Annotated in this window: 18 protein-coding genes; 8 read left to right on the top strand and 10 right to left on the bottom strand. The window is 47.7% G+C overall.

Annotation, left to right across the window (positions count from 1 at the left end; translation table 11 throughout):
* Positions 1-3: 3 nt before the first annotated feature.
* On the top strand, positions 4-2262 hold the full coding sequence (locus DEU53_RS18465; RefSeq protein WP_370445573.1) for an FAD-dependent oxidoreductase: 2259 nt from the start codon (positions 4-6) through the stop codon (positions 2260-2262).
* On the opposite strand, the gene argO is transcribed toward DEU53_RS18465, so the two are convergent.
* The 6 genes from argO to tkt form a co-directional block, all read right to left on the bottom strand.
* Positions 2259-2882: an arginine exporter ArgO gene (gene argO / locus DEU53_RS18470; protein ID WP_110868000.1), complete on the bottom strand. Its 624-nt coding sequence runs from the start codon at positions 2880-2882 to the stop codon at positions 2259-2261. The genes DEU53_RS18465 and argO overlap by 4 nt on opposite strands.
* 127 nt (positions 2883-3009) lie before the next feature.
* Positions 3010-3885, bottom strand: coding sequence for a small-conductance mechanosensitive channel MscS (gene mscS, locus DEU53_RS18475; protein WP_101761939.1), 876 nt, complete (start codon positions 3883-3885; stop codon positions 3010-3012).
* Between the two features lie 188 nt (positions 3886-4073).
* Positions 4074-5153 carry a class II fructose-bisphosphate aldolase gene (fbaA, locus tag DEU53_RS18480; protein WP_110868001.1) on the bottom strand — a complete coding sequence of 360 codons (1080 nt, stop codon included), beginning with the start codon at positions 5151-5153 and terminating at the stop codon, positions 4074-4076.
* Positions 5154-5257: 104 nt separating this feature from the next.
* Positions 5258-6421 carry a phosphoglycerate kinase gene (pgk, locus tag DEU53_RS18485; protein ID WP_101761937.1) on the bottom strand — a complete coding sequence of 388 codons (1164 nt, stop codon included), beginning with the start codon at positions 6419-6421 and terminating at the stop codon, positions 5258-5260.
* Between the two features lie 51 nt (positions 6422-6472).
* On the bottom strand, positions 6473-7492 hold the full coding sequence (gene epd / locus DEU53_RS18490) for an erythrose-4-phosphate dehydrogenase (protein WP_110868002.1): 1020 nt from the start codon (positions 7490-7492) through the stop codon (positions 6473-6475).
* A 343-nt stretch (positions 7493-7835) separates the two neighbouring features.
* Complete coding sequence (tkt, locus tag DEU53_RS18495; protein WP_110868003.1) at positions 7836-9827, bottom strand: transketolase; 1992 nt, start codon at positions 9825-9827, stop codon at positions 7836-7838.
* Positions 9828-10100: 273 nt separating this feature from the next.
* Between tkt and DEU53_RS18500 the strand changes: the two genes are divergently transcribed.
* Positions 10101-10853 carry a M48 family metallopeptidase gene (locus DEU53_RS18500; protein WP_101761934.1) on the top strand — a complete coding sequence of 251 codons (753 nt, stop codon included), beginning with the start codon at positions 10101-10103 and terminating at the stop codon, positions 10851-10853.
* 161 nt (positions 10854-11014) lie between these two features.
* Here DEU53_RS18500 and DEU53_RS18505 read toward each other — a convergent pair whose 3' ends face one another.
* Positions 11015-11419 (bottom strand): YidB family protein, encoded by a 405-nt coding sequence (locus DEU53_RS18505; protein WP_110868004.1) that lies wholly within the window; start codon positions 11417-11419, stop codon positions 11015-11017.
* A gap of 54 nt (positions 11420-11473) precedes the next feature.
* The gene (gene speB / locus DEU53_RS18510; protein WP_101761932.1) at positions 11474-12394 is read right to left on the bottom strand and encodes an agmatinase; all 921 of its coding nucleotides are present in this window, start codon (positions 12392-12394) and stop codon (positions 11474-11476) included.
* A 488-nt stretch (positions 12395-12882) separates the two neighbouring features.
* Between speB and DEU53_RS18515 the strand changes: the two genes are divergently transcribed.
* From DEU53_RS18515 to DEU53_RS18540, 6 genes are all read left to right on the top strand, one after another.
* Complete coding sequence (locus DEU53_RS18515) at positions 12883-13659, top strand: ABC transporter permease (protein ID WP_110868005.1); 777 nt, start codon at positions 12883-12885, stop codon at positions 13657-13659.
* Positions 13656-14339, top strand: coding sequence for an ABC transporter ATP-binding protein (locus DEU53_RS18520; RefSeq protein ID WP_110868006.1), 684 nt, complete (start codon positions 13656-13658; stop codon positions 14337-14339). Before DEU53_RS18515 ends, DEU53_RS18520 begins: the two co-directional genes overlap by 4 nt.
* A 46-nt stretch (positions 14340-14385) precedes the next feature.
* A complete protein-coding gene (locus DEU53_RS18525; protein ID WP_110868007.1) occupies positions 14386-16788 on the top strand; it encodes a glycosyltransferase in 2403 nt (800 codons plus the stop codon).
* The gene (locus DEU53_RS18530; protein WP_110868008.1) at positions 16785-17705 is read left to right on the top strand and encodes a hypothetical protein; all 921 of its coding nucleotides are present in this window, start codon (positions 16785-16787) and stop codon (positions 17703-17705) included. The genes DEU53_RS18525 and DEU53_RS18530 overlap by 4 nt, the downstream gene beginning before the upstream one ends.
* Before the next feature lie 71 nt (positions 17706-17776).
* Positions 17777-18889, top strand: a complete 1113-nt coding sequence (locus DEU53_RS18535) for a Stealth CR1 domain-containing protein (protein ID WP_233501812.1) — start codon at positions 17777-17779, stop codon at positions 18887-18889.
* An 84-nt stretch (positions 18890-18973) separates the two neighbouring features.
* Positions 18974-19615 carry an acyltransferase gene (locus DEU53_RS18540; protein ID WP_158527640.1) on the top strand — a complete coding sequence of 214 codons (642 nt, stop codon included), beginning with the start codon at positions 18974-18976 and terminating at the stop codon, positions 19613-19615.
* 110 nt (positions 19616-19725) lie between these two features.
* Here DEU53_RS18540 and DEU53_RS18545 read toward each other — a convergent pair whose 3' ends face one another.
* Entirely contained in the window at positions 19726-20940 is a 1215-nt protein-coding gene (locus tag DEU53_RS18545; protein WP_110868010.1) for a capsule biosynthesis protein, read from the bottom strand.
* 3 nt (positions 20941-20943) lie between these two features.
* A complete protein-coding gene (locus tag DEU53_RS18550; RefSeq protein WP_110868011.1) occupies positions 20944-22974 on the bottom strand; it encodes a capsular polysaccharide biosynthesis protein in 2031 nt (676 codons plus the stop codon).
* Positions 22975-22976 lie beyond the last annotated feature (2 nt).

Below are 22976 nucleotides of genomic sequence, written 5' to 3' on the forward strand. Positions count from 1 at the left end.
ATGATGCAGACTTTCTCTACGCAAAATGAGCGCCACTTTCCGCAACAACGACTACAAGCGGAGTTATTGATCGTCGGCGGTGGACTGGCGGGCGTGTGTGCCGCGCTGGCCGCCGCACGCGATGGCCTTGATGTGGTGCTGATTCAGGATCGCCCGGTGCTGGGCGGCAACGCCTCCAGCGAAGTGCGCTTGTGGGCCAACGGTGCGACCTCACACATGGGCAATAACAATCGCTGGGCGCGCGAAGGCGGCATCATGGGCGAGATCATGGAGGAGAACCTGTGGCGCAATAAAGAGGGCAATCCGGTACTGTTCGATATGGTGCTGCTGGACATCGTACAGGCGCAGCCCGGCCTGACTTTGCTGCTCAATACGGTGGTGACCGATATCGAAAAATCTGGCCGCCGTTTGCTGTCAGTGCAGGCGTTCAATGCCATTAATCAAACGCATTATCAGGTTTCGGCTACACAATTTATCGATGCCAGCGGCGATGGCGTATTGGGCTATCTGGCCGGTGCGACGCATCGCGTGGGCGCGGAATCGGTGGAGGAGTTTGGCGAGAAGATGGCGCCGGGCGAGAATTTCGGCCACAAGCTCGGTCATTCCATTTACTTCTACACCAAGCGCACGGCACAACCGGTACGCTTCATTGCGCCCTCTTTCGCACTGAAAGAGATCACCGCCATTCCGCGCTATAAACGGCTGAGTTCAGAGCTGAACGGCTGCGATTTATGGTGGCTGGAATGGGGCGGACGGCTCGATACCGTGCATGAGAGCGAAACCATCAAGTGGGAACTGTGGAAAATTGTCTGGGGCGTGTGGGATTACATCAAAAACTCCGGTGAATTTCCCGATGCCGATAACCTCACCATCGAATGGGTTGGCCTGATTCCCGGCAAGCGCGAGAGCCGGCGTTTTCTCGGCGAGACGATGCTGTGCCAGCAGGACATCATCGAACAACGCGACCACTACGATGCAGTGGCATATGGCGGCTGGTCGATTGATCTGCATCCGGCCGACGGCGTCTACAGCGAACACGATGGATGTCGTCAGTTCCACAGCAAAGGGACTTACACCATTCCCTTCCGCGCGCTCTACAGCCAGTCGCTGGACAATCTGCTGCTCACCGGCCGACTGATCTCCGCTACGCACGTCGCCTTTGGCAGCGCACGCGTCATGTGCACCTGCGGCGTGCTGGGCGAAGTGGTGGGCCGCGCGGCGGCGCTGTGCCAGCAACAGCAGATCACGCCCGCCGAACTGGCGCAGCCTGAGCGCGTTGGGCAACTGCAGCAGCATCTGCTGCGTCAGGGTGCGTTTATCCCGCGACATCCGTTGGCCAACCCAGCGCGCCAGGCGTATGTCACGGTGAGCAGCACCTTAGAGTTGCGCGCCCTGCCCGCCGATGCCGGTTGGCAGCCGCTGCAATCTCGCTGTGCGTTGCTGCTGCCGCTCAAAGCGGGCGAACGCTTGCCGGCAATCAGCGTGCAGCTGCGTGCCGCCAACGCGCAGAAATTACAGGTATCGCTGCTCACCAGCGCTAATCCGGCCAATACCTGTGGCGACTGCCAACTGAGCACGCAAAGTATCACGGTTACTGAGCAAGGCACTTATCGACTGAGCTTTGATTATCGCGCCGAATGCGATCGCTATGTATTTATCGCCTTTGAGGAGAACGCTGCGATTGAGGTTGCATTAACCAGCCAGCGTTTGCCGGGCGTGATGATGGTGTTCAACAGTCTCAATCCGCGCGTGGCGAAACGCACACGCCAGATTAACGATGGCGATTACGGCGTTGATGAGTTTGATTTCTGGCTGCCGCGCCGGGCTCCACAGCAAATCCTGCTGGCCTTTGCGCTGGAAACGCCGCTGCAGCTTTGGCACCGCGACTATCTGCTCAACGGCAAGCTGCGCCCGGAACAGCACACTAACTGCTGGGTGCCGGCGCAGGATGACACGCATCCCAACGTCAGCTGGCATTGGAATGAACCGCAGCAGGCGAAACACATTACCTTGCTGTTTGACAACGACTTCGACCATGCGATGGAAACGGTGCAAATGGGCCACGCACAGGCTGTGACACCGCACTGCACCACACATTATCGCGTATGGCTGGATGAGATGCTTTTGGCAGACGTGACGGAAAATCATCACTCGCTGTGTCATCACGCGGTGCCAGAAGGCGTGATTTTTAGCCAGATTCGACTGGAGTTGCTCGCCAGTGCGGGCGCGCTGCCCGCACTGTACGGATTACATCTGCATTAGAGTGCAGCAATGCCCTGACGCGCCAGCTGAATGGCGATAAACCACATCACGCCGCCGACCAGCAAATTGATAATGCGCTGCGCCCGCACGGTGCGCAGCCGCGGCGACAGCCACGCGGCCAGCAGCGCCAGGCCGAAGAACCAGATAATTGAGGCACTCACGGTGCCAAATGCAAACCAACGACGCGCGTCTTCAGACGGAAGCTGGCTACCGAGGCTGCCGAGCACCACAAAGGTGTCGAGATAGACGTGCGGATTGAGCCAGGTCACCGCCAGAATAGTAGCGATGATGCGCCAGCGCCCTTGCTTTATCTCCGCATCAGATGCCAGCGACACATCACCTTGCCATGCAGCGCGCAGCGCGCCCCAACCGTACCACAGCAAAAACGCCACGCCCGCCCAAGTGATCAGCATCAGTAAGAGAGGCGATTGATTCAGCAACGCGCTGCCGCCAAAAATCCCACCACAGATCAGCGCAATATCGCTAAGGGTACATAGCGATGCGGTCATCAGGTGGTAATGGCGCTTAATGCCCTGATTCATCACAAAAGCATTTTGCGGGCCTAACGGCAAAATCAGCGCAGCACCAAGGGCAAGCCCTTGTAAATAAACAGATAACACGGAAATACCTTAATTACTGGGGAGGTGCGATGCAGTATAGTGACGCGAAGATATTAGAGGAAATTGAAATATTTAATAGGCTATTAGCATGAGTAATAAAAAAGGCACCCGCAGGTGCCCTTCTCTATTATTCGCTGCGTGCAGGCTGTTGTTGCTCGCTCTTCACCTGATGCAGATGCACATCCATCTGCGGGTAAGGAATGCCGATGCCGTTCGCGTCCAGCGTACGTTTGAAGTTCTTCATCAGATCCCAATAGACGTTTTGCAGATCGCTGCTTTTACTCCAGCAACGCACCACAAAGTTGAGCGATGAAGCCGCCAGTTCATTTAGGCCGATCTGTACGCCGAGGTCTTGCAGTACGCGCTCGTCCGCATCAACCACTTCACGCAACAGGCTAATAACCTGATCGACATCCGCATCGTAAGCCACACCAATAATGAACTCGTTGCGACGGATCGGTTCACGTGAATAGTTAACGATATTGCCGGCGATAATTTTACCGTTGGGTACCACCACGATTTTGCCATCAGCGCTTTTCAGCGTAGTGGAGAAAATCTGCACGTTCTGTACGGTACCCATCACGCCGCCGAGATCGACAAACTCACCGGTTTTGAACGGGCGGAAGGTCACCAACAGCACGCCAGCAGCCAGGTTGGACAGCGAACCTTGCAGCGCCAAACCCACAGCCAAGCCAGCAGCACCCAGCACGGCAATCACAGAGGCGGTTTGTACGCCAACGCGTCCCAGTGCAGCAATGACGGTAAAAGCGATAATTCCGTAGCGCACCATTGCAGAAAGGAAATCTGCCACAGTGGCATCAATATGACGCGCCAGCAGAACGCGGTTAATCGCATTGGAGACGATGCGCGCAATGAACATACCAATGATGATGGTAATAATCGCCGCCACAATATTGACCGCATAGCTCAGGATCAACGCCTGATTACGTATCAGCCATCCACCAGCACTATTAATGCCATCAACGACATGTAAATCTTCCATTTGTTAGCCCTGTTGTTGAGTTTCCCGCGGGAAATTGCCAAAAACTGCCAGATTGACTCCGACACTCCGAATACAAGGGTAAACAAAAATAAGGCGAAGCGCCAAAAATGGCCTGAATTCGTGGGATTTTCTGAATGAGACGCATAAAAAAAGGCCCTTGCGGGCCTTTTTTGTACTGTACGGAAAAATTACAGTACGTCGACAGCGTTAAGCTCTTTGAAAGCCTGCTCCAGGCGAGTCACCATGGAAGCCTGCGCTGAGCGCAGCCATACGCGTGGATCATAATATTTCTTGTTCGGGCTATCCACGCCTTTAGGGTTGCCTAATTGGCCTTGCAGATATGCTTCGTTTTCTTTGTAGAACTTCAGAATACCGTCCCATGTTGCCCACTGGGTATCTGTATCGATGTTCATTTTAATTACGCCGTAACCAATTGATTCTTTGATTTCTTCTGGAGATGAACCTGAACCGCCGTGGAACACGAAATCGAGCGCGTTATGCGGCAAGTTGTGTTTTTTAGTCACGTATTCCTGAGAATCACGCAGGATGGTCGGCGTCAGTTTCACGTTGCCTGGCTTGTACACGCCGTGCACGTTACCGAATGAAGCAGCGATGGTGAAACGTGGGCTGATTTTGCTCAGCTCGGTGTAAGCGTAATCAACGTCTTCTGGCTGAGTGTACAGCGCAGAAGCATCCATGTGGCTGTTGTCCACGCCGTCTTCTTCGCCACCGGTACAACCCAGTTCGATTTCCAGGGTCATATCCAGTTTGGCCATGCGCGCCAGATACTTAGAAGAAATCTCGATGTTCTCTTCCAGTGACTCTTCAGACAGGTCGATCATGTGAGAAGAGAACAGCGGCTTACCGGTTTTCTTGAAGTGCTCTTCACCCGCGTCCAGCAGACCGTCGATCCACGGCAGCAGTTTCTTGGCGCAGTGGTCGGTATGCAGGATTACTGGCACACCGTACTGTTCAGCCATCAGATGCACATGGTATGCACCCGCGATAGCGCCGAAGATAGCCGCGCCCTGCGGCTTGTCGGTTTTGAAACCTTTACCGGCGATGAAGGCAGCACCACCATTGGAGAACTGAACGATGACCGGCGCTTTCACTTTGGCCGCAGCTTCCAATACCGCGTTAATAGAATCCGTGCCGACGCAGTTAACTGCTGGCAGAGCGAATTTGTTCTCTTTCGCTACCTGGAAAATTTTCTGAACGTCGTCACCAGTGACAACGCCGGGTTTTACGAAATCAAAAATTTTAGACATGTTTGTGTCCCGTTTCGTTACCGTTCATCCCCGAAGGGATTGCGATTTGTTTGCCCCATAAAGGGCTAGCCTTCAGGCGACGCCCAAGCGTCGCCCCCAAAGAGTTACTGCTTCGCGCGCTCTTCCAGCATAGCAACTGCTGGCAGTTTTTTACCTTCCACGAACTCGAGGAATGCGCCGCCGCCGGTAGAGATGTAAGAGATCTTATCTTCGATACCGAACAGATCGATTGCAGCCAGCGTATCGCCGCCGCCTGCCACCGAGAATGCATCGCTATCGGCGATAGCATTTGCCACGATTTCGGTACCTTTACGGAAGTTCGGGAACTCAAACACGCCAACCGGACCGTTCCACAGAATGGTTTTCGCGCCTTTAAGAATCGCGGCCATCGCCTGTGCGGTTTCGTCGCCGAAGTCCATAATCTCTTCGTTATCCGCCACTTCGGAAACCTTTTTCACGGTTGCCGGGGCAGTTTCAGAGAATTCCGTGCCTACGCGAGAATCAGTAGGAACCGGGATACCAAACTGATCACGCAGACCTTTTGCCGCTTCGACGAAGTCTGGCTCGTACAGTGATTTACCGACGTTGTTATCGATAGCCACGAAGGTATTCGCGATACCGCCGCCGACAATCACGGTGTCAGCAATCTTCACCAGCGACTGCAGCACATCAAATTTGGTCGACACTTTAGAACCGCCAACCACAGCAACCAGCGGACGCTCTGGATTACTCATCACTTTGCCCAGCGCTTCCAGCTCAGCTGACAGCAGCGGACCGGCACACGCGATTGGGGCAAATTTGCCCACGCCGTGGGTAGAAGCCTGTGCGCGGTGCGCGGTACCGAAGGCATCCATCACGAACACGTCGCACAGTGCGGCATATTTCTTCGACAGCCCTTCTTCGTCTTTTTTCTCGCCTTTGTTAAAGCGCACGTTTTCCAGCACAACCAATTCACCCGCGCCGACTTCAACGCCGTCGAGGTAATCTTTTGCCAGGGTAACGTTGGTGCCGTTCAGTTTATCTTTCAGGTAGTTAACAACCGGCAGCAGGGAAAACTCTTCGTTGTATTCACCTTCGGTCGGACGCCCCAGGTGAGAGGTAACCATCACTTTCGCGCCCTGTTTCAACGCCGCTTCGATGGTAGGCAGAGAAGCACGAATACGTGCATCTGACGTCACTTTCCCTTCTTTCACTGGCACGTTGAGATCGGCACGGATCAGAACGCGTTTACCAGCAAGATCCAGATCGGTCATCTTAATTACAGACATGGTGAACCCTCTCGTTGATTCTCATAAGTTTTGCCAGACGCAGTCCGCGTCTTACCTGAAACCGCTTGCGGCCATTGCTAACGTGGTGTCGATCATGCGGTTAGCAAAGCCCCATTCGTTGTCACACCAAACCAGCGTTTTGATAAGGTGATGACCACTGACCCGCGTTTGCGTGCCATCGACTATGGCACTGTGCGGATCATGGTTAAAATCTACTGAGACTAACGGTAATTCCGTATAGTCAACTATACCACGAAACGCCCCTTCTGACGCGTTTTGCAGCAACGCGTTGACCTCACACGCCTTCACCGCTTCGCGCACCGACACGCTCAGATCAATGGCTGTCACGTTGATGGTGGGCACGCGCACGGCAATCGCCTCAAAGCGATCGTTAAATTTCGGAAAAATACGGGTAATGCCAGCAGCGAGACGCGTATCTACCGGAATGATCGATTGGCTGGCGGCGCGGGTACGACGCAGATCGCTGTGATAGGCGTCGATCACCTGCTGATCGTGCATCGCCGAGTGAATGGTGGTCACGGTGCCCGACTCAATGCCAAAGGCGTCATCCAGCAACTTGATCACCGGAATAATGCAGTTGGTGGTGCAGGATGCGTTGGAGACAATGCGGTCAGTTTGTTTAAGAGCTTGTTCGTTAACACCGAATACGACTGTGGCATCGAGATCGTTGCCGCCCGGATGCGAGAACAACACTTTCTTCGCGCCCGCCGCCAAATGGGCTTCGCCATCAGCGCGGCTACCGTACACCCCGGTACAATCCAGCACGATATCCACATTCAGTTCGCGCCACGGCAGCGCATCAATTTCAGCCTGATGCAGGATGCGAATGGTGTCGTCGCCAACAAACAGTTGATCGCGCTCCTGGCGCACGTCCAAAGCAAAGCGACCGTGGCTGGTATCGTACTTCAGCAGATGCGCCATACCGGCGGCGTCTGCCAGCTCGTTAATGGCGACCACGGTGATCTCAGCCCGGCGACCGGTTTCATACAGGGCACGCAACACATTACGCCCGATACGACCAAAACCATTTATTGCTACGCGAACGGTCATCTCTACCTTCAACCACACCCGAAAAAACGTGCCGATTAGCCTGAGCGTTTCACACCGGTTTGTACAGGGAATTATTGCTTACCCACATGAGTGAGATGCACGATTTCGCTCACAACTGAAACGGTTCAGCTAGAGTAATGCAAGAGAGGAATAACGGGAATGATTGCGATCAAGTGAGTGGCTGAATATTGGATCTACGTCACAAATTTTGCACTGGCGGATTATTACTGCAGGAATAATTGAACCGTTTCAGGTTAGATACGCCTGCATTGCAGGTGTACGCGATGAATCGCGCCGCTACAGGCTGTGCTTAACCGGTAGCGGCGCAATTTACTGCGCAAAGTTACAGAATAGATTTCGCCGTTTTCACCACATTCTCAACGGTGAAGCCAAACTCCCTGAACAGCTGATCCGCAGGCGCCGACTCACCGAAGGTGGTCATACCGACGATCGCGCCGTTCAGGCCGGTGTATTTGAACCAGTAATCCGCGATACCCGCTTCAATCGCCACGCGTGCGGCAACCGCTTTTGGCAGCACGGATTCACGGTACGCCGCGTCCTGCTTGTCGAAGGCGTCGGTGGATGGCATAGACACCACGCGCACCTTGCGGCCTTCCGCCGTCAGCTGATCAAACGCCGCCACCGCCAGTTCCACTTCTGAACCGGTGGCGATCAGGATCAGCTCTGGCGTACCTTCGCTGTCCTTCAGCACGTAACCGCCGCGCGCCACGTTAGCCAGCTGCTCAGCGCTACGATCCTGCTGCGCCAGGTTCTGACGCGAGAAGATCAGCGCCGACGGGCCGTCAACGCGCTCAATCGCGTACTTCCAAGCCACCGCTGACTCAACCTGGTCGCACGGGCGCCACAGGCTCATGTTTGGCGTCACGCGCAGGCTGGCCATCTGCTCAACCGGCTGGTGCGTCGGGCCATCTTCGCCCAGACCAATCGAGTCGTGGGTGTACACCATGATCTGACGGATCTTCATCAGCGCGGCCATGCGTGCGGCGTTGCGCGCGTACTCGACGAACATCAGGAAGGTGGCGGTGTACGGCAGGAAGCCGCCGTGCAGCGCGATACCGTTGGCGATGGCGGTCATACCGAACTCGCGCACGCCGTAATGGATGTAGTTGCCCGCCGCATCTTCATTGATCGGCTTCGAGCCGGACCACATGGTGAGGTTGCTCGGCGCCAGGTCAGCGGAGCCGCCCAGATATTCCGGCAGGATTTTACCGAAGGCTTCGATGGCGTTCTGCGAGGCTTTACGGCTGGCGATTTTCGCCGGACTGGCCTGCAGCTGCTCAATGAACTTCTGCGACTCGCTGGCCCAGTTCGCCGGCAGCTCGTTGTTGACGCGGCGCTTAAACTCGGCAGCCAGCTCCGGATGCGCGGCGGCGTAGGCGGCAAACTTCTGGTCCCACGCGGACTCCTTCGCCTGGCCGGCTTCTTTGGCATCCCACTGCGCGTAGATGTCTGAAGGGATTTCAAACGGACCGTGGTTCCAGCCGAGCTGCTTGCGGGTCAGCGCGATTTCATCGGCACCCAGCGGCGCGCCGTGCGAGTCGTGCGTACCGGCTTTGTTCGGCGAACCAAAACCGATAACGGTTTTGCACATCAGCAGTGAAGGCTTGTCGGAAACCGCTTTGGCTTCTTCCACCGCTTTTTTAATCGCGTCCGCATTGTGACCGTCCACGCCGCGCACTACGTGCCAGCCGTAGGCTTCGAAACGTTTGGCGGTATCGTCGGTGAACCAGCCGTCAACGTGACCGTCGATGGAGATGCCGTTGTCGTCATAGAAAGCAACCAGTTTGCCCAGCTTCAGCGTACCGGCGATGGAGCAGACTTCGTGTGAGATGCCTTCCATCATGCAGCCGTCGCCCATAAACACGTAGGTGTTATGGTCTACGATGTCATGACCCGGACGGTTGAACTGCGCCGCCAGCGTGCGCTCGGCAATGGCAAAACCCACTGCGTTAGCGATGCCCTGACCCAGCGGGCCGGTGGTGGTTTCAACACCTGCGGTGTAGCCATATTCCGGGTGGCCTGGAGTTTTAGAGTGCAGCTGACGGAAGTTCTGCAGCTCGCTCATTGGCAGATCGTAGCCAGTGAGGTGCAGCAGGCTGTAAATCAGCATTGAGCCGTGACCGTTCGACAGCACAAAGCGGTCGCGGTCTGCCCACAGCGGGTTAGTAGGGTTATGGTTCAGGAAGTCACGCCACAGCACTTCGGCAATGTCCGCCATGCCCATTGGGGCACCCGGATGTCCCGAATTGGCTTTCTGTACTGCATCCATACTTAACGCGCGAATGGCGTTGGCAAGCTCTTTACGAGAGGGCATCTTCTACTCCAGGTCGGATTAATGCTCCGCCACGCTTAACTTATTGTAATTAATCAGTTATAAGGCGAAGCGAGAAAAAAGTCGCACATCAATGTACATGAAAATCAGGACAAAAGTACATGCATCTGGGTGCTAAATCACGGGTAACCGTTTGCATTTCCGGGCTTGTCTGCTAGTCATTGAACAACATGCGAGCTATAACCAAAGCGTTTAAACACCTGGGCCAGTTTCAGGTGTTTGTTTTCTTTACCTTGTTACCCAAAGGATGCCGATATGAAAATGAGAGCCACGATTGTTGCTCTGGGAATGGCTTCGCTGCTGAGCGGCTGCGAAGGGTTTGATAACAACGCGCTGCTACAATCGGGTGCGCAGGCTTATCAGGCCTATGCGCTGAACGATACGCAGGTGAAAGAATTGAGCGATCAATCCTGTGCGCAGATGGATAAAGACAATCAGGTTGCGCCCGCTAACAGTGAATACCAGCAGCGCCTGAACAAAATCGCGGCGGCGCTAGGCGACAACATCAACGGCGTGCCTGCCAACTACAAGGTTTATCAGACCAAAGACGTTAACGCCTGGGCGATGGCGAACGGTTGTATCCGCGTCTATAGCGGGTTGATGGATATGATGACCGATAACGAAGTCGAAGGTGTGCTGGGCCATGAAATGGGCCACGTCGCGCTGGGCCATACGCGCAAAGCGATGCAGGTGGCGCTGACGACCACCGCAACGCGCACCGCTGCGGCTTCCGTCGGCGGCGTAATTGGCTCGCTGTCACAATCACAATTGGGTGAAATGGGCGAAAAGCTGGTGAATGCGCAATTCTCGCAAACTCAGGAAACACAAGCCGATGACTACTCGTTCGACCTGCTGAAAAAGCGCGGCATCGATCCGATGGGATTAGCGACCAGCTTTGAGAAGCTAGCGAAACTGGAGCAAGGAAGACAGAGTTCGATGTTTGACTCGCATCCGGATTCGGAAGCCCGCGCCCAGCATATTCGTGAGCGTATTGCGGCTGGGAAATAGATCGTGCTTGCTGTCCCCCTCCTCGGTCCTCCCCCATGAATGGGGGAGGAAGATGCTGCCACATGTCAGTGAGGAAGCTGCATTTAGCTGCGTCTCCTTCCCCCATTCATGGGGGAAGGCCGGGATGGGGGACAGTAAGCAAAGATCAAAGCAAACAATCTTCAACGCTTAAACAATCCATCCACCATCGCACCCAAATCCTGGGTATTCGACGTCTTAATGTGGCCCTGCGGCGATAGCTCATCAATCACCTGCGGCAATAAGGCAGCCAGCGTACCGGACGCACCATGTACATCGGTGCCGAGCTTATCCGCCAGCGACTGCAGCTGATCATTGCCAAGCGCATTTTGAATCTCGCCGCCATCAATCGACATGTTACTGCCGCTGCCAAGCCAGCTATTCAGCACCTGCCCGAGTCCGCCCTGTTGAAACTTCTGTAGCAGCACTTCAACGCCGCCCTGTTCCTGCACCCAGTTCCAGATAGCCATCAGCTGTTGCATCTGGTTGCCCTGCCCGCTTCCGTTGCTGTTTCCTAGCGATCCTACTAAATCGTCCAGTAAACCCATAGTCGCCTCCGCAGATTAATTAACCGTCAATAAGTGTAGCCGCAGGAGAAAGGATTAACCTTTATTTGCCGCCTGCACGTGCAGCATGTCCAGCGCCAGTGTGGCTGCGGCCAGCGAGGTCAGATCGGCGTGATCGTAGCCCGGCGCCACTTCCACCAGATCCATACCGACGATATTCATGCCCTGCAAACCGCGAATCAGCTTGGTGGCTTTATCGCTGCTCAAGCCGCCAATCACTGGCGTGCCGGTGCCCGGTGCGTGGGCGGGATCCAGACAATCGATATCAAAGGTCAGATACACCGGCAGATCGCCAACGGTACGCTTCACTTCCGCCAGAATGTCATCAACGCTGCGATCGTTGACCTGCGCGGCATCCAGCACGTTGAAGCCCAAGCTCTTATCGAACTCGGTACGAATACCGATCTGTACAGAGTGCTGCGGATCGATCAAACCCTCTTTTGGCGCGGTGAAGAACATGGTGCCGTGATCGAAAGTAGGACCATTGGAATAGGTATCGGTGTGCGCATCGAAATGCACCAGCGCCATTTTGCCGAAGTGCTTAGCGTGTGCACGCAGCAGCGGCAGCGTGACGTAGTGGTCACCGCCAAAGGTCAGCATGCGCTTACCGTTCGCTAGCAGTTTCTCGGCGTGCGCCTGCAGTTTGTCGGAGAGATCCTGTGAATCGCCAAAGGCATAAACCAGATCGCCGCAATCCACCACGTTCAAACGCTGGCGCAGATCGAAATCCCACGGCCAGCGACAGCCTTCCCACGCCAGGTTGGTGGAAATCTGGCGGATTGCCCCCGGACCTAAACGGCTGCCTGGACGACCGGAGGTCGCGGCATCGAAAGGAACACCGGTGATCACCCACTCAGCGTCACTGTCGTAAGGCTGGAAGTTGAGGGGGAAGCGCATGAAACCAAAAGCGTTAGAAACCAATGAGTTATCATACTGATTGCCCAAGGTGTTATGCATAACTGGTCCTCTTAAGATCCGTAAGTCGATAGGTCTGTTTAGGTATAGATGAAAAAAATCCCCTCAACGTAAATACTACGAGGAAGGGATAGATGGGCGTGATTATTACGAAGATTGAAGTTGGGTGCAATCAATGCTTTGACGTGGTAAGCCTCCAGAAAAATCAAGGTCAATCATTTCGGCTGGAGAGAGCTTGAAACCACAAACGATAATAATTTAATCAAGAATGTTTTGAGCAAAGTGAATAAGGAAAATTGAGCCTTTTCTCAATTATCTTCATAGGAAGGCAGGCAATAATTTCATCGATTGAAAAGTAGCAAATACGATACAAATCAAATAACAACCCATTTAATCAGCTAACTGTAGATGGCAAATCAACGCGACCATTCGAGTCTGCTTATTATCTATTATCTTATCTTCAGCGCATTGGTAACTGTTAAGCCAAGGGCGGTAGCATATCTATTAATCAAGAATACTGTGAGTTTTAAATGGCAAGAAGTGGATTAAATGTACAAAGCGCCACGATTAACGCATTGTTTTTTAGAGAGATAAGAACCAGATTCGGTAAGTTCCGTTTGGGGTATCTCTGGGCGATACTAGAACCATCAGCCCATTTATTAATATTGATGGCCATTTTTGGCTTCATCATGCATAGGACAATGCCAGACATTTCCTTCCCTGTATTCTTACTTAATGGGATCATTCCCTATTTCATTTTTTCTAATATCTCTACTCGATCACTTGGAGCAATTGACGCGAACCAAGGCTTATTTAATTATCGACCGGTTAAACCCATCGATACTGTTTTAGCAAGGGCGATGTTAGAGACGATTATCTACGTAACTGTCTATATATTTCTGATGTTGATTGTTTGGGCTGCCGGGGAGTATTTTTCTGTAGAAAATCTACTGCAAATAGTGGGTGCATGGAGTCTTTTGATTATTTTCTCATGTGGCGCTGGACTCATTTTTATGGTGATAGGTAAAACCTACACAGAAACGCAGAAACTTTTGCCAATTCTCCTTAAACCGCTCTATTTCATCTCGGGAATAATGTTTCCACTGCACGCAGTGCCGAAAGATTACTGGCCATTTCTACTCTGGAATCCCCTCCTGCATGTGGTGGAACTCAGCCGAGCAGCCGTGATGCCGGGCTATAGTAGCGAAGGCGTCAGCCTCATTTATCTCGCCATTCTCACACTAACGACATTATTTTTGGGGCTTGCCATCTATCGCACCCGTGAAGAGGCAATGCTGACATCATGATTAAGATTGAAAATCTCACAAAGTCGTACCGCACCTCATCAGGCCGGCACTTCGTGTTTAAAGATTTGAACCTCACTCTGCCAGGTGGAAAAAGTGTGGCGTTGGTTGGCCGAAATGGCGCAGGTAAATCAACATTACTGCGCATGATTGGTGGTATTGACCGGCCTGATAGCGGCGCAATCACTACCAATAAAACGATTTCCTGGCCGGTAGGCCTTACTGGCGGTTTTCAGGGCAGTCTTAGCGGTAGGGAAAACGTTAAATTCGTCGCGCGTTTATATGCCAAACATAATGAGATGAAAGAGAAAATAGATTTTGTTGAGTCATTTTCTGAATTGGGTAAATACTTCAATATGCCGTTCAAAACTTATTCATCCGGAATGAAATCAAGATTAAGTTTTGGTTTAAGCATGGCTTTTGATTTTGATTATTATCTTGTGGATGAAGTCACCGCGGTAGGTGATGCGCGCTTCAAAGAAAAATGCTCAAAGATGTTCCAGGAACGACATAAAAGTGCGAGTTTTTTGATGGTGTCGCATAGCTTAAATACGCTCAAAGAGTATTGTGACGCAGCTATTTTCATTGGTAGGGATAATTATGTCAATTATTATGACTCGGTAAATGATGCTATTGAAGCTTACTTAAGAAGTGAAAATAACAAAAATACTATTCCAATATAAATAACACCGCTGATCATTTTACAACAATCTATTTTAGGTAAGAGAAATGAAGGGAATCGAACATCAAGATTTGTTGATACTCATTGGAGAAAAAGGAGGGTTGCAAGCCCGTGATAATGGCTTTTGTTATTTTCAGCATAGAATGAAGTCAGGATTTAAAAACACTTTTTACATATATAGCAAACAGAATGTCGACATAGAAAAACTTTTACCTTTTAATAAAAACATCATACTTAAGGATAGCAAAAAGCATCATAAGATATTTTATGATGCAGATTACCTCCTGCTTAATGACGGATATCTTGATACTTTCCCCTCTTTTAATAAAAAACCGCTAGAAAAGGGCTGGGCTCCCATCGTATACCTTCAACACGGGATCATCTCTTACAAGAGAATATTCATATTTAAAGGTCACTACAACGGTAGAATAAGATATTTTAGCACTTCGTTGAAGTCAGAGAAAAATATCGTTATCAATACACTACAAACACAAAAAGATATTAACCAAACAAAAAGATTAGCCATCAAATACAAAATACCACACTACGATGACTTTTTTTCCAGGAATAACCTGGAAGATTTCTACATCTTGCTACTCCAGCGCTATTACGTTAACAAAAATTCTGTTGAGGTAGATGATTTACAGGCGCTAAAGAAACTCATACTGAATATTGGTTTCCTCGACAAAAGAGTGATCAATAGTGGCTTGTCGCGACATGAGCTACTACCAATGAAGAAGAAAAATGAAAAAAACATATTATTCTTTTTTACCTGGCGTGAAGAGTGGACAAAACCTGGCGATGACAATCCATTTTTAGACATAGTCCAGCAGATTAAAAACAGCCAAGGAATAATAGATTATGCAAATAAAAGAAATTTTAACATTGCATTTTATTTGCATGAAAAAATACTCCATCTTAAACCAATGATAGAAAAACTCTTTGATGGAGCTATTTCATTTGTCGGGCACGATGACTTTTCAGTAGTATTAAAAGATACTGCTGTTTGCATAACAGATTACTCATCAATTGCCTTTGAATTTAACCTGATAAAAACACCGGTTATTTTCCTACAATTTGACTATGATAATTACAAGTTTGAACGAGGTCATTTTTTAAAATCCCCCTATGAATTCAACGGTTCAGTCGTGCGTACTATTGATGAACTTGAAGACCTATTTTCAGACAAAAGCATTGATTTCAAGATCAAACATCGAGCCAGAAAGGATTTCCTTAAAGTCATCCGTGATTATGAAAATTTCAATAAAACCAATAAATTTCTGGATAAAGTGATTGCCAATAAACAACAGCACATTGTTTACTGCTGTTATAATATCTATGGCGTAGGTGGAACAGTACAAACAGTTATAAACCAGGCAAATTATCTGGTTTCTGTTGGCTATCAGGTATCCATTATCTCAATGCGGCGCACCAGTGATACACCTAAGCTACAACTTGATCCCAGTGTACGTATTGAATATCTCAATGATGCACGCAGCAATGGCAAGTTCCGCACAAAGCTGGATAATCACCTCGCTCAATATTCTTCAAAGATTTTTAAAAAATCAGAAGATCTTTATAATGGCTTATCTTTGTTGACAGACTTCAAACTGGTAAGCATTTTAAAAACCATTAAGAACGCAACAATTATAGGCACATTCCCAGGCCTATGTGTGAATATCATCAAGCATGCCCATAAGTCTAATAAAGTCATTGTTCAAGAACATCGAGAATTTAGCTCACACTCTAAAGAAATACAGAAAACATTGTTAAGAAACTACCCTAAAGCTTATAAGGTACTTACTCTCACCTCTTTTCAAAAAGAAGAGTATAATGCTCAAGGAATTAGTAAGGCTACCCCCATTCCAAATGGACTCGAAGATAAGTTCCCACTAATTTCACAATCGGGCAGGGATATCCAGAAGAAAAGAATTGTTTCTTTTGGTCGTTTGGTTGAGCTAAAACAATTCAATTTATTAATAGAATCTTTTGCAAAAATAGCAAAAAAATTCCCAGATTGGATTTTAGACATTTTTGGTGACGGTGATGAAAAAGAAAACCTCATCAATCAAATTGCAACGCTAGATTTAACATCACAAGTTACCATTCATCCACCAACATCATTAGTTTATGAAGAGATCTACAATAGTGCATTCTGCGCACTCACATCTGCTAAAGAAGCTTTTGGGATGGTCTATATTGAAAGCTTTAGCATGAGCAAACCTGTGGTTAGTTATGATATAGGCTATGGTCCTAAAGATTTCCTGGTGAATGAATATAACGCTTTAGTTTCTCCCTGTTTTGATACACAACACTTTGCCATGAACATGGAAAGACTTATGGCTGATGAGAACTTACTAATTCAACTTGGAGAGAACAGTCGAAAAACCTATCTTGAAAAATACGAAATATCTAAAGTTATGGATAAGCTATTAAAGGAGTGTGAATGATGACTAAAACATCAAAATTATTAAATACCCCCGGTCTTTTCTTTAAGGATGCTTTTAAGAATATTCTGGGTGGAAGATCAAAAGAAATAATTAATGCAGTAAACACAACGCCAACGGTTGAAACAATCACTGAGCCTCCATTACTAAAATATTATAATGAAAAACTAAACATTCATTTAATAGTCATCGACACGATAAGTGATAAAATAAAATTCAAAGAAAGCTTAATAAGGTATCAGTATCGTAGTATTATTAAGTACACTAATTTTAAAAGTCTCTCATACATTAGCCAAAGTATAATAAGCAACAACAGTGACATAAGTGTTTTTAAAAACTACAGTGACGCCTTCAAAAACAAGATAAGAAACATCAGTCCAAAACGAGAGTTATTTATATTTATAGATTTGAACTTTCTATTCCTTAAGAAGGTTACGAATAAAGATTTTATATCTCCAACGGGTATTCCTTATACTTTCATTAAGAATAAAAAAAGAAACATCGACCGAGTAAAAAACACCTTTGCAGAACACTTCTGTGAATTTGATTATAATTTTTCACCCGCTGAAAAATTCTGTTGCGTTGATAATATGCAACTTTGTCATTACAACAACATACTTGAGTCTGTCAGTAACCCACATGATTACTTATTCGAGTTCTTACCCATTTCTAACACTATGACTAAGGGAGAGCAAAGTATAATTAAATCACCCATTCAGTTTGCCCTGCTTGATAGAGGATATGAAGAAAAATTCATCTGGATACAATCTGTGCATGGCTCGAAAAGATGTCCTCTCGCCGTAACATTCAACAAGATGAATGATAAAAACGATGACTATGCTATGTTTTTAGATACGATTGTTCCTCATGTTTCACGTGACGAACACTATTTATCCGTGAAGCAGGAATTGAGTCATTAAAATAAAAAAATAAATTAGTCCATTCTCAAAAATCACAGGGTGGATTAATTTTAAAAATGAAACCCAATAAGATGCTAACTATTTCTCTTAGAAAAATCAGGAAATTCAGGAAATTCAAAAGAGCACCAATACTCTTTTTGAGAGATTACCTATTAAAACGACACCCTTTAATCTTAAATCATAACAATATAATCAATGCAACAGAAGGTATTATTGTTAGTGCTTTACAAAACTCAATAGCTTCCTTCAAACCTGCCTTCAAAATCGATGTTGTATACACCTGGGTCGATGCAAATGATTCAGCATGGTTGCAAAAAAAAAGGCTGCACAGCAATGCAGACATATCATATGCACTTTATGCAACTGAAGAATCAAGATTCAGTAACCATAATGAACTCTATTACTCTCTACTCAGTATTGAAAAAAATATACCGTGGGTAAACAGGATATTTATAGTCACTGACCATCAAACACCATTAATTCCAGATAGCCTCAAGGATAGAGTGGTGTTAGTTGATCATTCCGAAATCATCCCACAACAATATCTGCCCACATTTAACTCACATGTAATTGAAGCTTACCTACACAAAATTAAGGGATTATCAGAACACTTTATTTACTTCAACGATGACTTCTTTGTTGCTCAAAAAAACACCCCTGAGCATTTCTTCAAGTCAAATGGGATAGCGAGTTTATTTGTCAGTAACAAAAGCACTTCATATTCTCCAGGTAAAGAAAGAACAACAGCAACGTTATCAGCATGTCAAAATTGTAACGGTATTTTCGAATCAAAATTTGCTGTTCGATTTGACAATACACTGACTCATACGTATGTACCTTTGATTAAATCTGTTTTTGAAGAAAGTGCGTCTATGTTTCAACATGAAATCGCTGCATTTTCCAAAAACAAATTCAGAGCGAAGAATGACTTAAATGTTGCTACCTTCCTCGTTCCTTATCATCAATATATTCTGGGCAAATCCGCGCCGAATCTGGACATCTGTTTTTATTTTAACATCCGCTCTCCTGCATCAGGCAGTTTCTATCGAGCGCTTATTAATGGCAAAAAAGACAATAATCTCCCACATTCATTTTGTGCGAATGACTTTAGCTCTAATGAATTTAATCATGATGGTTACAGTGAAAGATTGAATGAATTTCTATCATCATTTTTTATCTCGTAAAGTCATGACGTAAAAAGAATGACAAAGCTTCTTTATAGTGATTGCAATCGAAAAAAATTTAATATGAATAGGAACAACGTTGTTATGAATGATAGTTATGAGAAACAGATTGCAAGCTTCATTGCAGCAGGGAATGTTGTTATAGGTAAACCCGAAAAAGTTTTAGGTGATTTCAGTCTAAATTTCCAATCAGGTAAGAACTCCAGCATTACTTTCAGCGAAGGATGCATATTAAATAATGTATCTATTAATATGGAAAATGGTAACGGTGAATGGAAAGTTGGTAAGAAAGCTTACATTCGCGGACGTTACTTTATTGGTGCTGGATCTAAAATTGAAATCGGAGATCAAACAGCAATGAATCGTCATGTACTTATTGTTGCTACTGAAGGCGCATCAATCACTATAGGTAAGGATTGCCTCTTCTCTGACATAACGATGTCTACGACAGATTGGCATTCAATCATTGATGATATGACTGGAGAAAGAATAAATCCTGCCAAATGTATTGTCATTGAGGATTCAGTATGGCTGGGTGAGAATGTCACAATTCAAAAAGGCATTACGATTGGAAAGAATAGTATAATTGGCTCAAAAGCTTTAGTGACAAAAACCATTCCGCCAGGAAGTTTAGCCGTTGGTATTCCTGCAAAAATAATCAGAGAAAACGTCAGGTGGCAGCGTACACTCATTCCTATGGACTTCCTGCCAGCAGAACCTTACTAAACTAAAATGGGCTAAATATTGAATGGGAACCCGTAATTGACGAACCATGCTGCGCCTGAGTGTCAGCATGGCGTTAATTAACAACGCTGAAATTGAGCTCATTTAAAGTTTTACACGTCTTCTAATTCATACCAAACTTTACTTGAAAAAACGTTCCATTGGTAATAATGGATATTAACTTGCGTCTGGCAGGTCAAATGTGACATAAAATTTTTGAACAAATAATTATCTGTAGTAAATTTATCTCGCCAAAAAAAATCCAAACCCGACTGAAACGTAACTCCTCGAATGTCGTACAATGCCTCTCCCATCACTTTTAACCGCTTACCATGCATCAACGCTAAAATTCCTGCAGTGCTGTTAATCGTAACCACACCTTGAGCATGTGAAATTAATTCCCGCAAAGGGAGATCATGAATATAAACTACTCTATCTATAATATTTAAACGCTTGCAGAGCTCGTTGATCAGCGCTGCGTAATTGCGATGCCCGCAATCCATTGGATGATGTTTAATCACCAGATAAGTATCCGCTGGTGCATGCTGCGCAAAAGAGCACATTACCTCACGGATATAATCCCGCACATCATTATAAGGGCTATGATGCTCTATTTGACTGTCATTATAAACCTGTAAAATCGCCAGGTAATAGCATTGGTCTAAGCCAACCGTTAATCTATTAAGTATATGCCTCTGCTTAAATTGATATAATGTCTTGCGCCACCCAGCCCGAAACCAATATGTGGCTTCGCGCCAAGGTGAAAATGGTTTATGGTGACAATATTGGTTAAAGGTATGTCGATAATACCAGCTAATGAAGTAATACCAACTGACATGCGCCATCCTGCGGATTTTAGATGGATAACATGCCTCTATTTTCGCTGCTGGCTGCGCCAGTAGCTGTCGATAGAACTCAGCATCGCGCGGCAATGAAGAGTTGCCATTGACACCGCCCTCCTCGAGCGTAATAAAATTTGGTCGCAGATATCCTTCTTCGAATACGAAAAATCTTACCCCTTGCGTATGCGCCCAGCCCTTCGCTACCTTATGCAGCGTCCGGCAATCGCCAAAGCACAAAATCGTATCAAAGTCATAATCCCGCTTAACTTGGTTGAGCCAAGCCGAAAACTCCTTTTCTGTTTGCATGAACGCGAGGTATTTACGTTTACGGCAATAGAAGCGGTCGCCGCCGTTGAATACGACATTCACGGCTTCACGCCCTAATGACTCCAGCCAATAAGCCATGTCATTAAAGAAAGGTCCCATTGGCCCTTGCAACAATAGGAACTGCTTTCCTTTTAGCAGCTTTTTAATAGCTTCACTCATGTTTTAAAATGCTAACTTAACCTTAATAAACATTGATAACTTTTTTCCCATCCGCATAAGTCTGTCTCGCCAATTTTTATCAATCACCATATTTGCTCGTGGCGTATTGATAAGAATTTCAATGGCTTCTTCTACTGAAATAGCATCCAGTCGTAACGGATGAATGTAAGTCGGATAGGCAATTAATGCTTGATAGATCAAATCGTAAAGGCCTAATTGTTTCACTCGGCGGAAACAATCATGCTCGTCATATGTTAATCCCCATCCAGCATAGAATGGCATGCCGTAGCAGTACACGCGTTTGCCATGCAATAAAGCTTCGAATCCTGAAAGCGATGTCATCGTATGTACTTCATTGGAAACCTGAATACATTGAATAATGTCTGCATCCAGCGCCTGATAATCAGCATATTGATTAATTTCTCTATCAGTAATATGCCCTTTGCGGTTGCCTACTACTACATCTGGATGTGGCTTGTAAATAATGTATGCCGCAGGATTACGCTCCCGTACGGTTCGTAACAAATCCCGATTAGTACAGATTGTAAAGGTGCCAGTCTGAATAGATGCATCATTTTCTACCTGGCCTGGCACCAATAATACGCGTTTACCTTTTGAATCGGCTGGCAAAGTAAAATCAGCGCCAAGATTGTATTTACTGATTCTGTTATTTACGAGCCGATGATGAATCTTCCTCGCCCGCGAACATTGAGCATCGGTTAATTCACTTTCATTGAGCAACATCTCTAAATCACTGGGTCGTGTGGCATCGTAATAAATACCACGTTTATCCAATACCAAGGACAACGGCGGCATAAGATCTGAACCCAGGCCCGAAGAGCGTAAAAAACCATCTTCCATCCGCCAAACAGGTAATTGTTGGGCTTGCGCTTTTTCCAACCAACGCTGCTCGCCAGCAATTCCCCATACCACACACGCGGTAGCCAGTTTATTACTTTTTGAAAAACTCAGCGTATTGGTAGCGGTACGCAAAAACGGTTTAAGGATGGTGTATTTCCACATCGATAGACCCGGCGCCCAAAGATGTCCGATACGTGGTAGCTGATAGTTGCGTTGCAATTGGATCCAATGCAAAACATCAAACAGCGTTGCGGGCTCGCCGGTCAACGGATGGATATAGCGGCTATAGCGCAAGTAGGCCGCCGCAAACAGTTGCTCAAGCGTAGCGTTACCACGGCGTTCACTTAGCTGCTTAGCTTGTGGATGGCGATCGTCGGTCAATCCCCAACCGGCATACCAGGGTTGGCCAAAGCACGTCACCGGTTTACCTGCCATTAATGCTTCAAATCCATACTGCGAAGTCATGACATAGACACGTGAGACATGCCGCAACAGAGATTGTGGGCTCACATCATCAGCCATGAGATGTATGCGATGCGTGGATTGGAAGGAGTGGTAATATCCCGACTTCTTGCCTTGTAGTACGTCCGGATGGACCTTTATCCACACCACGGCACCAGGATTTTCCCGTATCGCCGCCTCTAACATCACGACAAAACTATTCGGCCCCGCATTGCCATAGGTTACGGACATGTCACCTAGCGTTTGGTCAATAACCAATACCACATTGCTGGTTGCACATGCTCCTGCAATAAAAGCCGGAGCCTGATTATATTTCGATAAATCTTGCTCAACGATGATGCTCATTGCTCGTTTGGCATCATCGGCAAGCCGTTGATTAACGGCTCTTTCCTGGATCATCTTCTCTAACTCGCTGGGCCGGTTAGCATCGTAATAGATCCCCAATCTATCCAGCACCAGTGAAAAAGGTGGCGCGCCATTAACGCCAAGATCCAGCGAGCGGATATAGCCATCTTCCAGTCGCAGCACTGATTTTCCTACACTACGCGCCCACGCCACCGGCTGACGTGTATTGGGACGATATCCCCACACTGCAATGGTGGTCACGGCATCGGCGACAGGCCGTTGCAGCGATAATTTCTGGCACGGCTGGGCCAGGAAATTACGCAAAAATGGAATTCGCCAGATGCCCGAAGAGAATATACCAATCATCA

It is taken from the genome of Pantoea sp. AG1095 (genome assembly GCF_003208415.1).
Classification (GTDB): domain Bacteria; phylum Pseudomonadota; class Gammaproteobacteria; order Enterobacterales; family Enterobacteriaceae; genus Pantoea; species Pantoea leporis.

Excerpts from the sequence above, each read along its gene's own strand:
- DEU53_RS18545 (WP_110868010.1), bottom strand. The coding sequence starts at position 20,940 with ATGAGTGAAGCTATTAAAAAGCTGCTAAAAGGAAAGCAGTTCCTATTG.
- DEU53_RS18515 (WP_110868005.1), top strand. The coding sequence starts at position 12,883 with ATGGCAAGAAGTGGATTAAATGTACAAAGCGCCACGATTAACGCATTG.
- DEU53_RS18535 (WP_233501812.1), top strand. The coding sequence starts at position 17,777 with ATGCTAACTATTTCTCTTAGAAAAATCAGGAAATTCAGGAAATTCAAA.
- speB (WP_101761932.1), bottom strand. The coding sequence starts at position 12,394 with ATGCATAACACCTTGGGCAATCAGTATGATAACTCATTGGTTTCTAAC.
- epd (WP_110868002.1), bottom strand. The coding sequence starts at position 7,492 with ATGACCGTTCGCGTAGCAATAAATGGTTTTGGTCGTATCGGGCGTAAT.
- DEU53_RS18520 (WP_110868006.1), top strand. The coding sequence starts at position 13,656 with ATGATTAAGATTGAAAATCTCACAAAGTCGTACCGCACCTCATCAGGC.
- DEU53_RS18500 (WP_101761934.1), top strand. The coding sequence starts at position 10,101 with ATGAAAATGAGAGCCACGATTGTTGCTCTGGGAATGGCTTCGCTGCTG.
- fbaA (WP_110868001.1), bottom strand. The coding sequence starts at position 5,153 with ATGTCTAAAATTTTTGATTTCGTAAAACCCGGCGTTGTCACTGGTGAC.
- DEU53_RS18465 (WP_370445573.1), top strand. The coding sequence starts at position 4 with ATGCAGACTTTCTCTACGCAAAATGAGCGCCACTTTCCGCAACAACGA.
- DEU53_RS18505 (WP_110868004.1), bottom strand. The coding sequence starts at position 11,419 with ATGGGTTTACTGGACGATTTAGTAGGATCGCTAGGAAACAGCAACGGA.
- DEU53_RS18525 (WP_110868007.1), top strand. The coding sequence starts at position 14,386 with ATGAAGGGAATCGAACATCAAGATTTGTTGATACTCATTGGAGAAAAA.
- DEU53_RS18530 (WP_110868008.1), top strand. The coding sequence starts at position 16,785 with ATGATGACTAAAACATCAAAATTATTAAATACCCCCGGTCTTTTCTTT.
- DEU53_RS18550 (WP_110868011.1), bottom strand. The coding sequence starts at position 22,974 with ATGATTGGTATATTCTCTTCGGGCATCTGGCGAATTCCATTTTTGCGT.
- tkt (WP_110868003.1), bottom strand. The coding sequence starts at position 9,827 with ATGCCCTCTCGTAAAGAGCTTGCCAACGCCATTCGCGCGTTAAGTATG.
- mscS (WP_101761939.1), bottom strand. The coding sequence starts at position 3,885 with ATGGAAGATTTACATGTCGTTGATGGCATTAATAGTGCTGGTGGATGG.
- pgk (WP_101761937.1), bottom strand. The coding sequence starts at position 6,421 with ATGTCTGTAATTAAGATGACCGATCTGGATCTTGCTGGTAAACGCGTT.
- DEU53_RS18540 (WP_158527640.1), top strand. The coding sequence starts at position 18,974 with ATGAATGATAGTTATGAGAAACAGATTGCAAGCTTCATTGCAGCAGGG.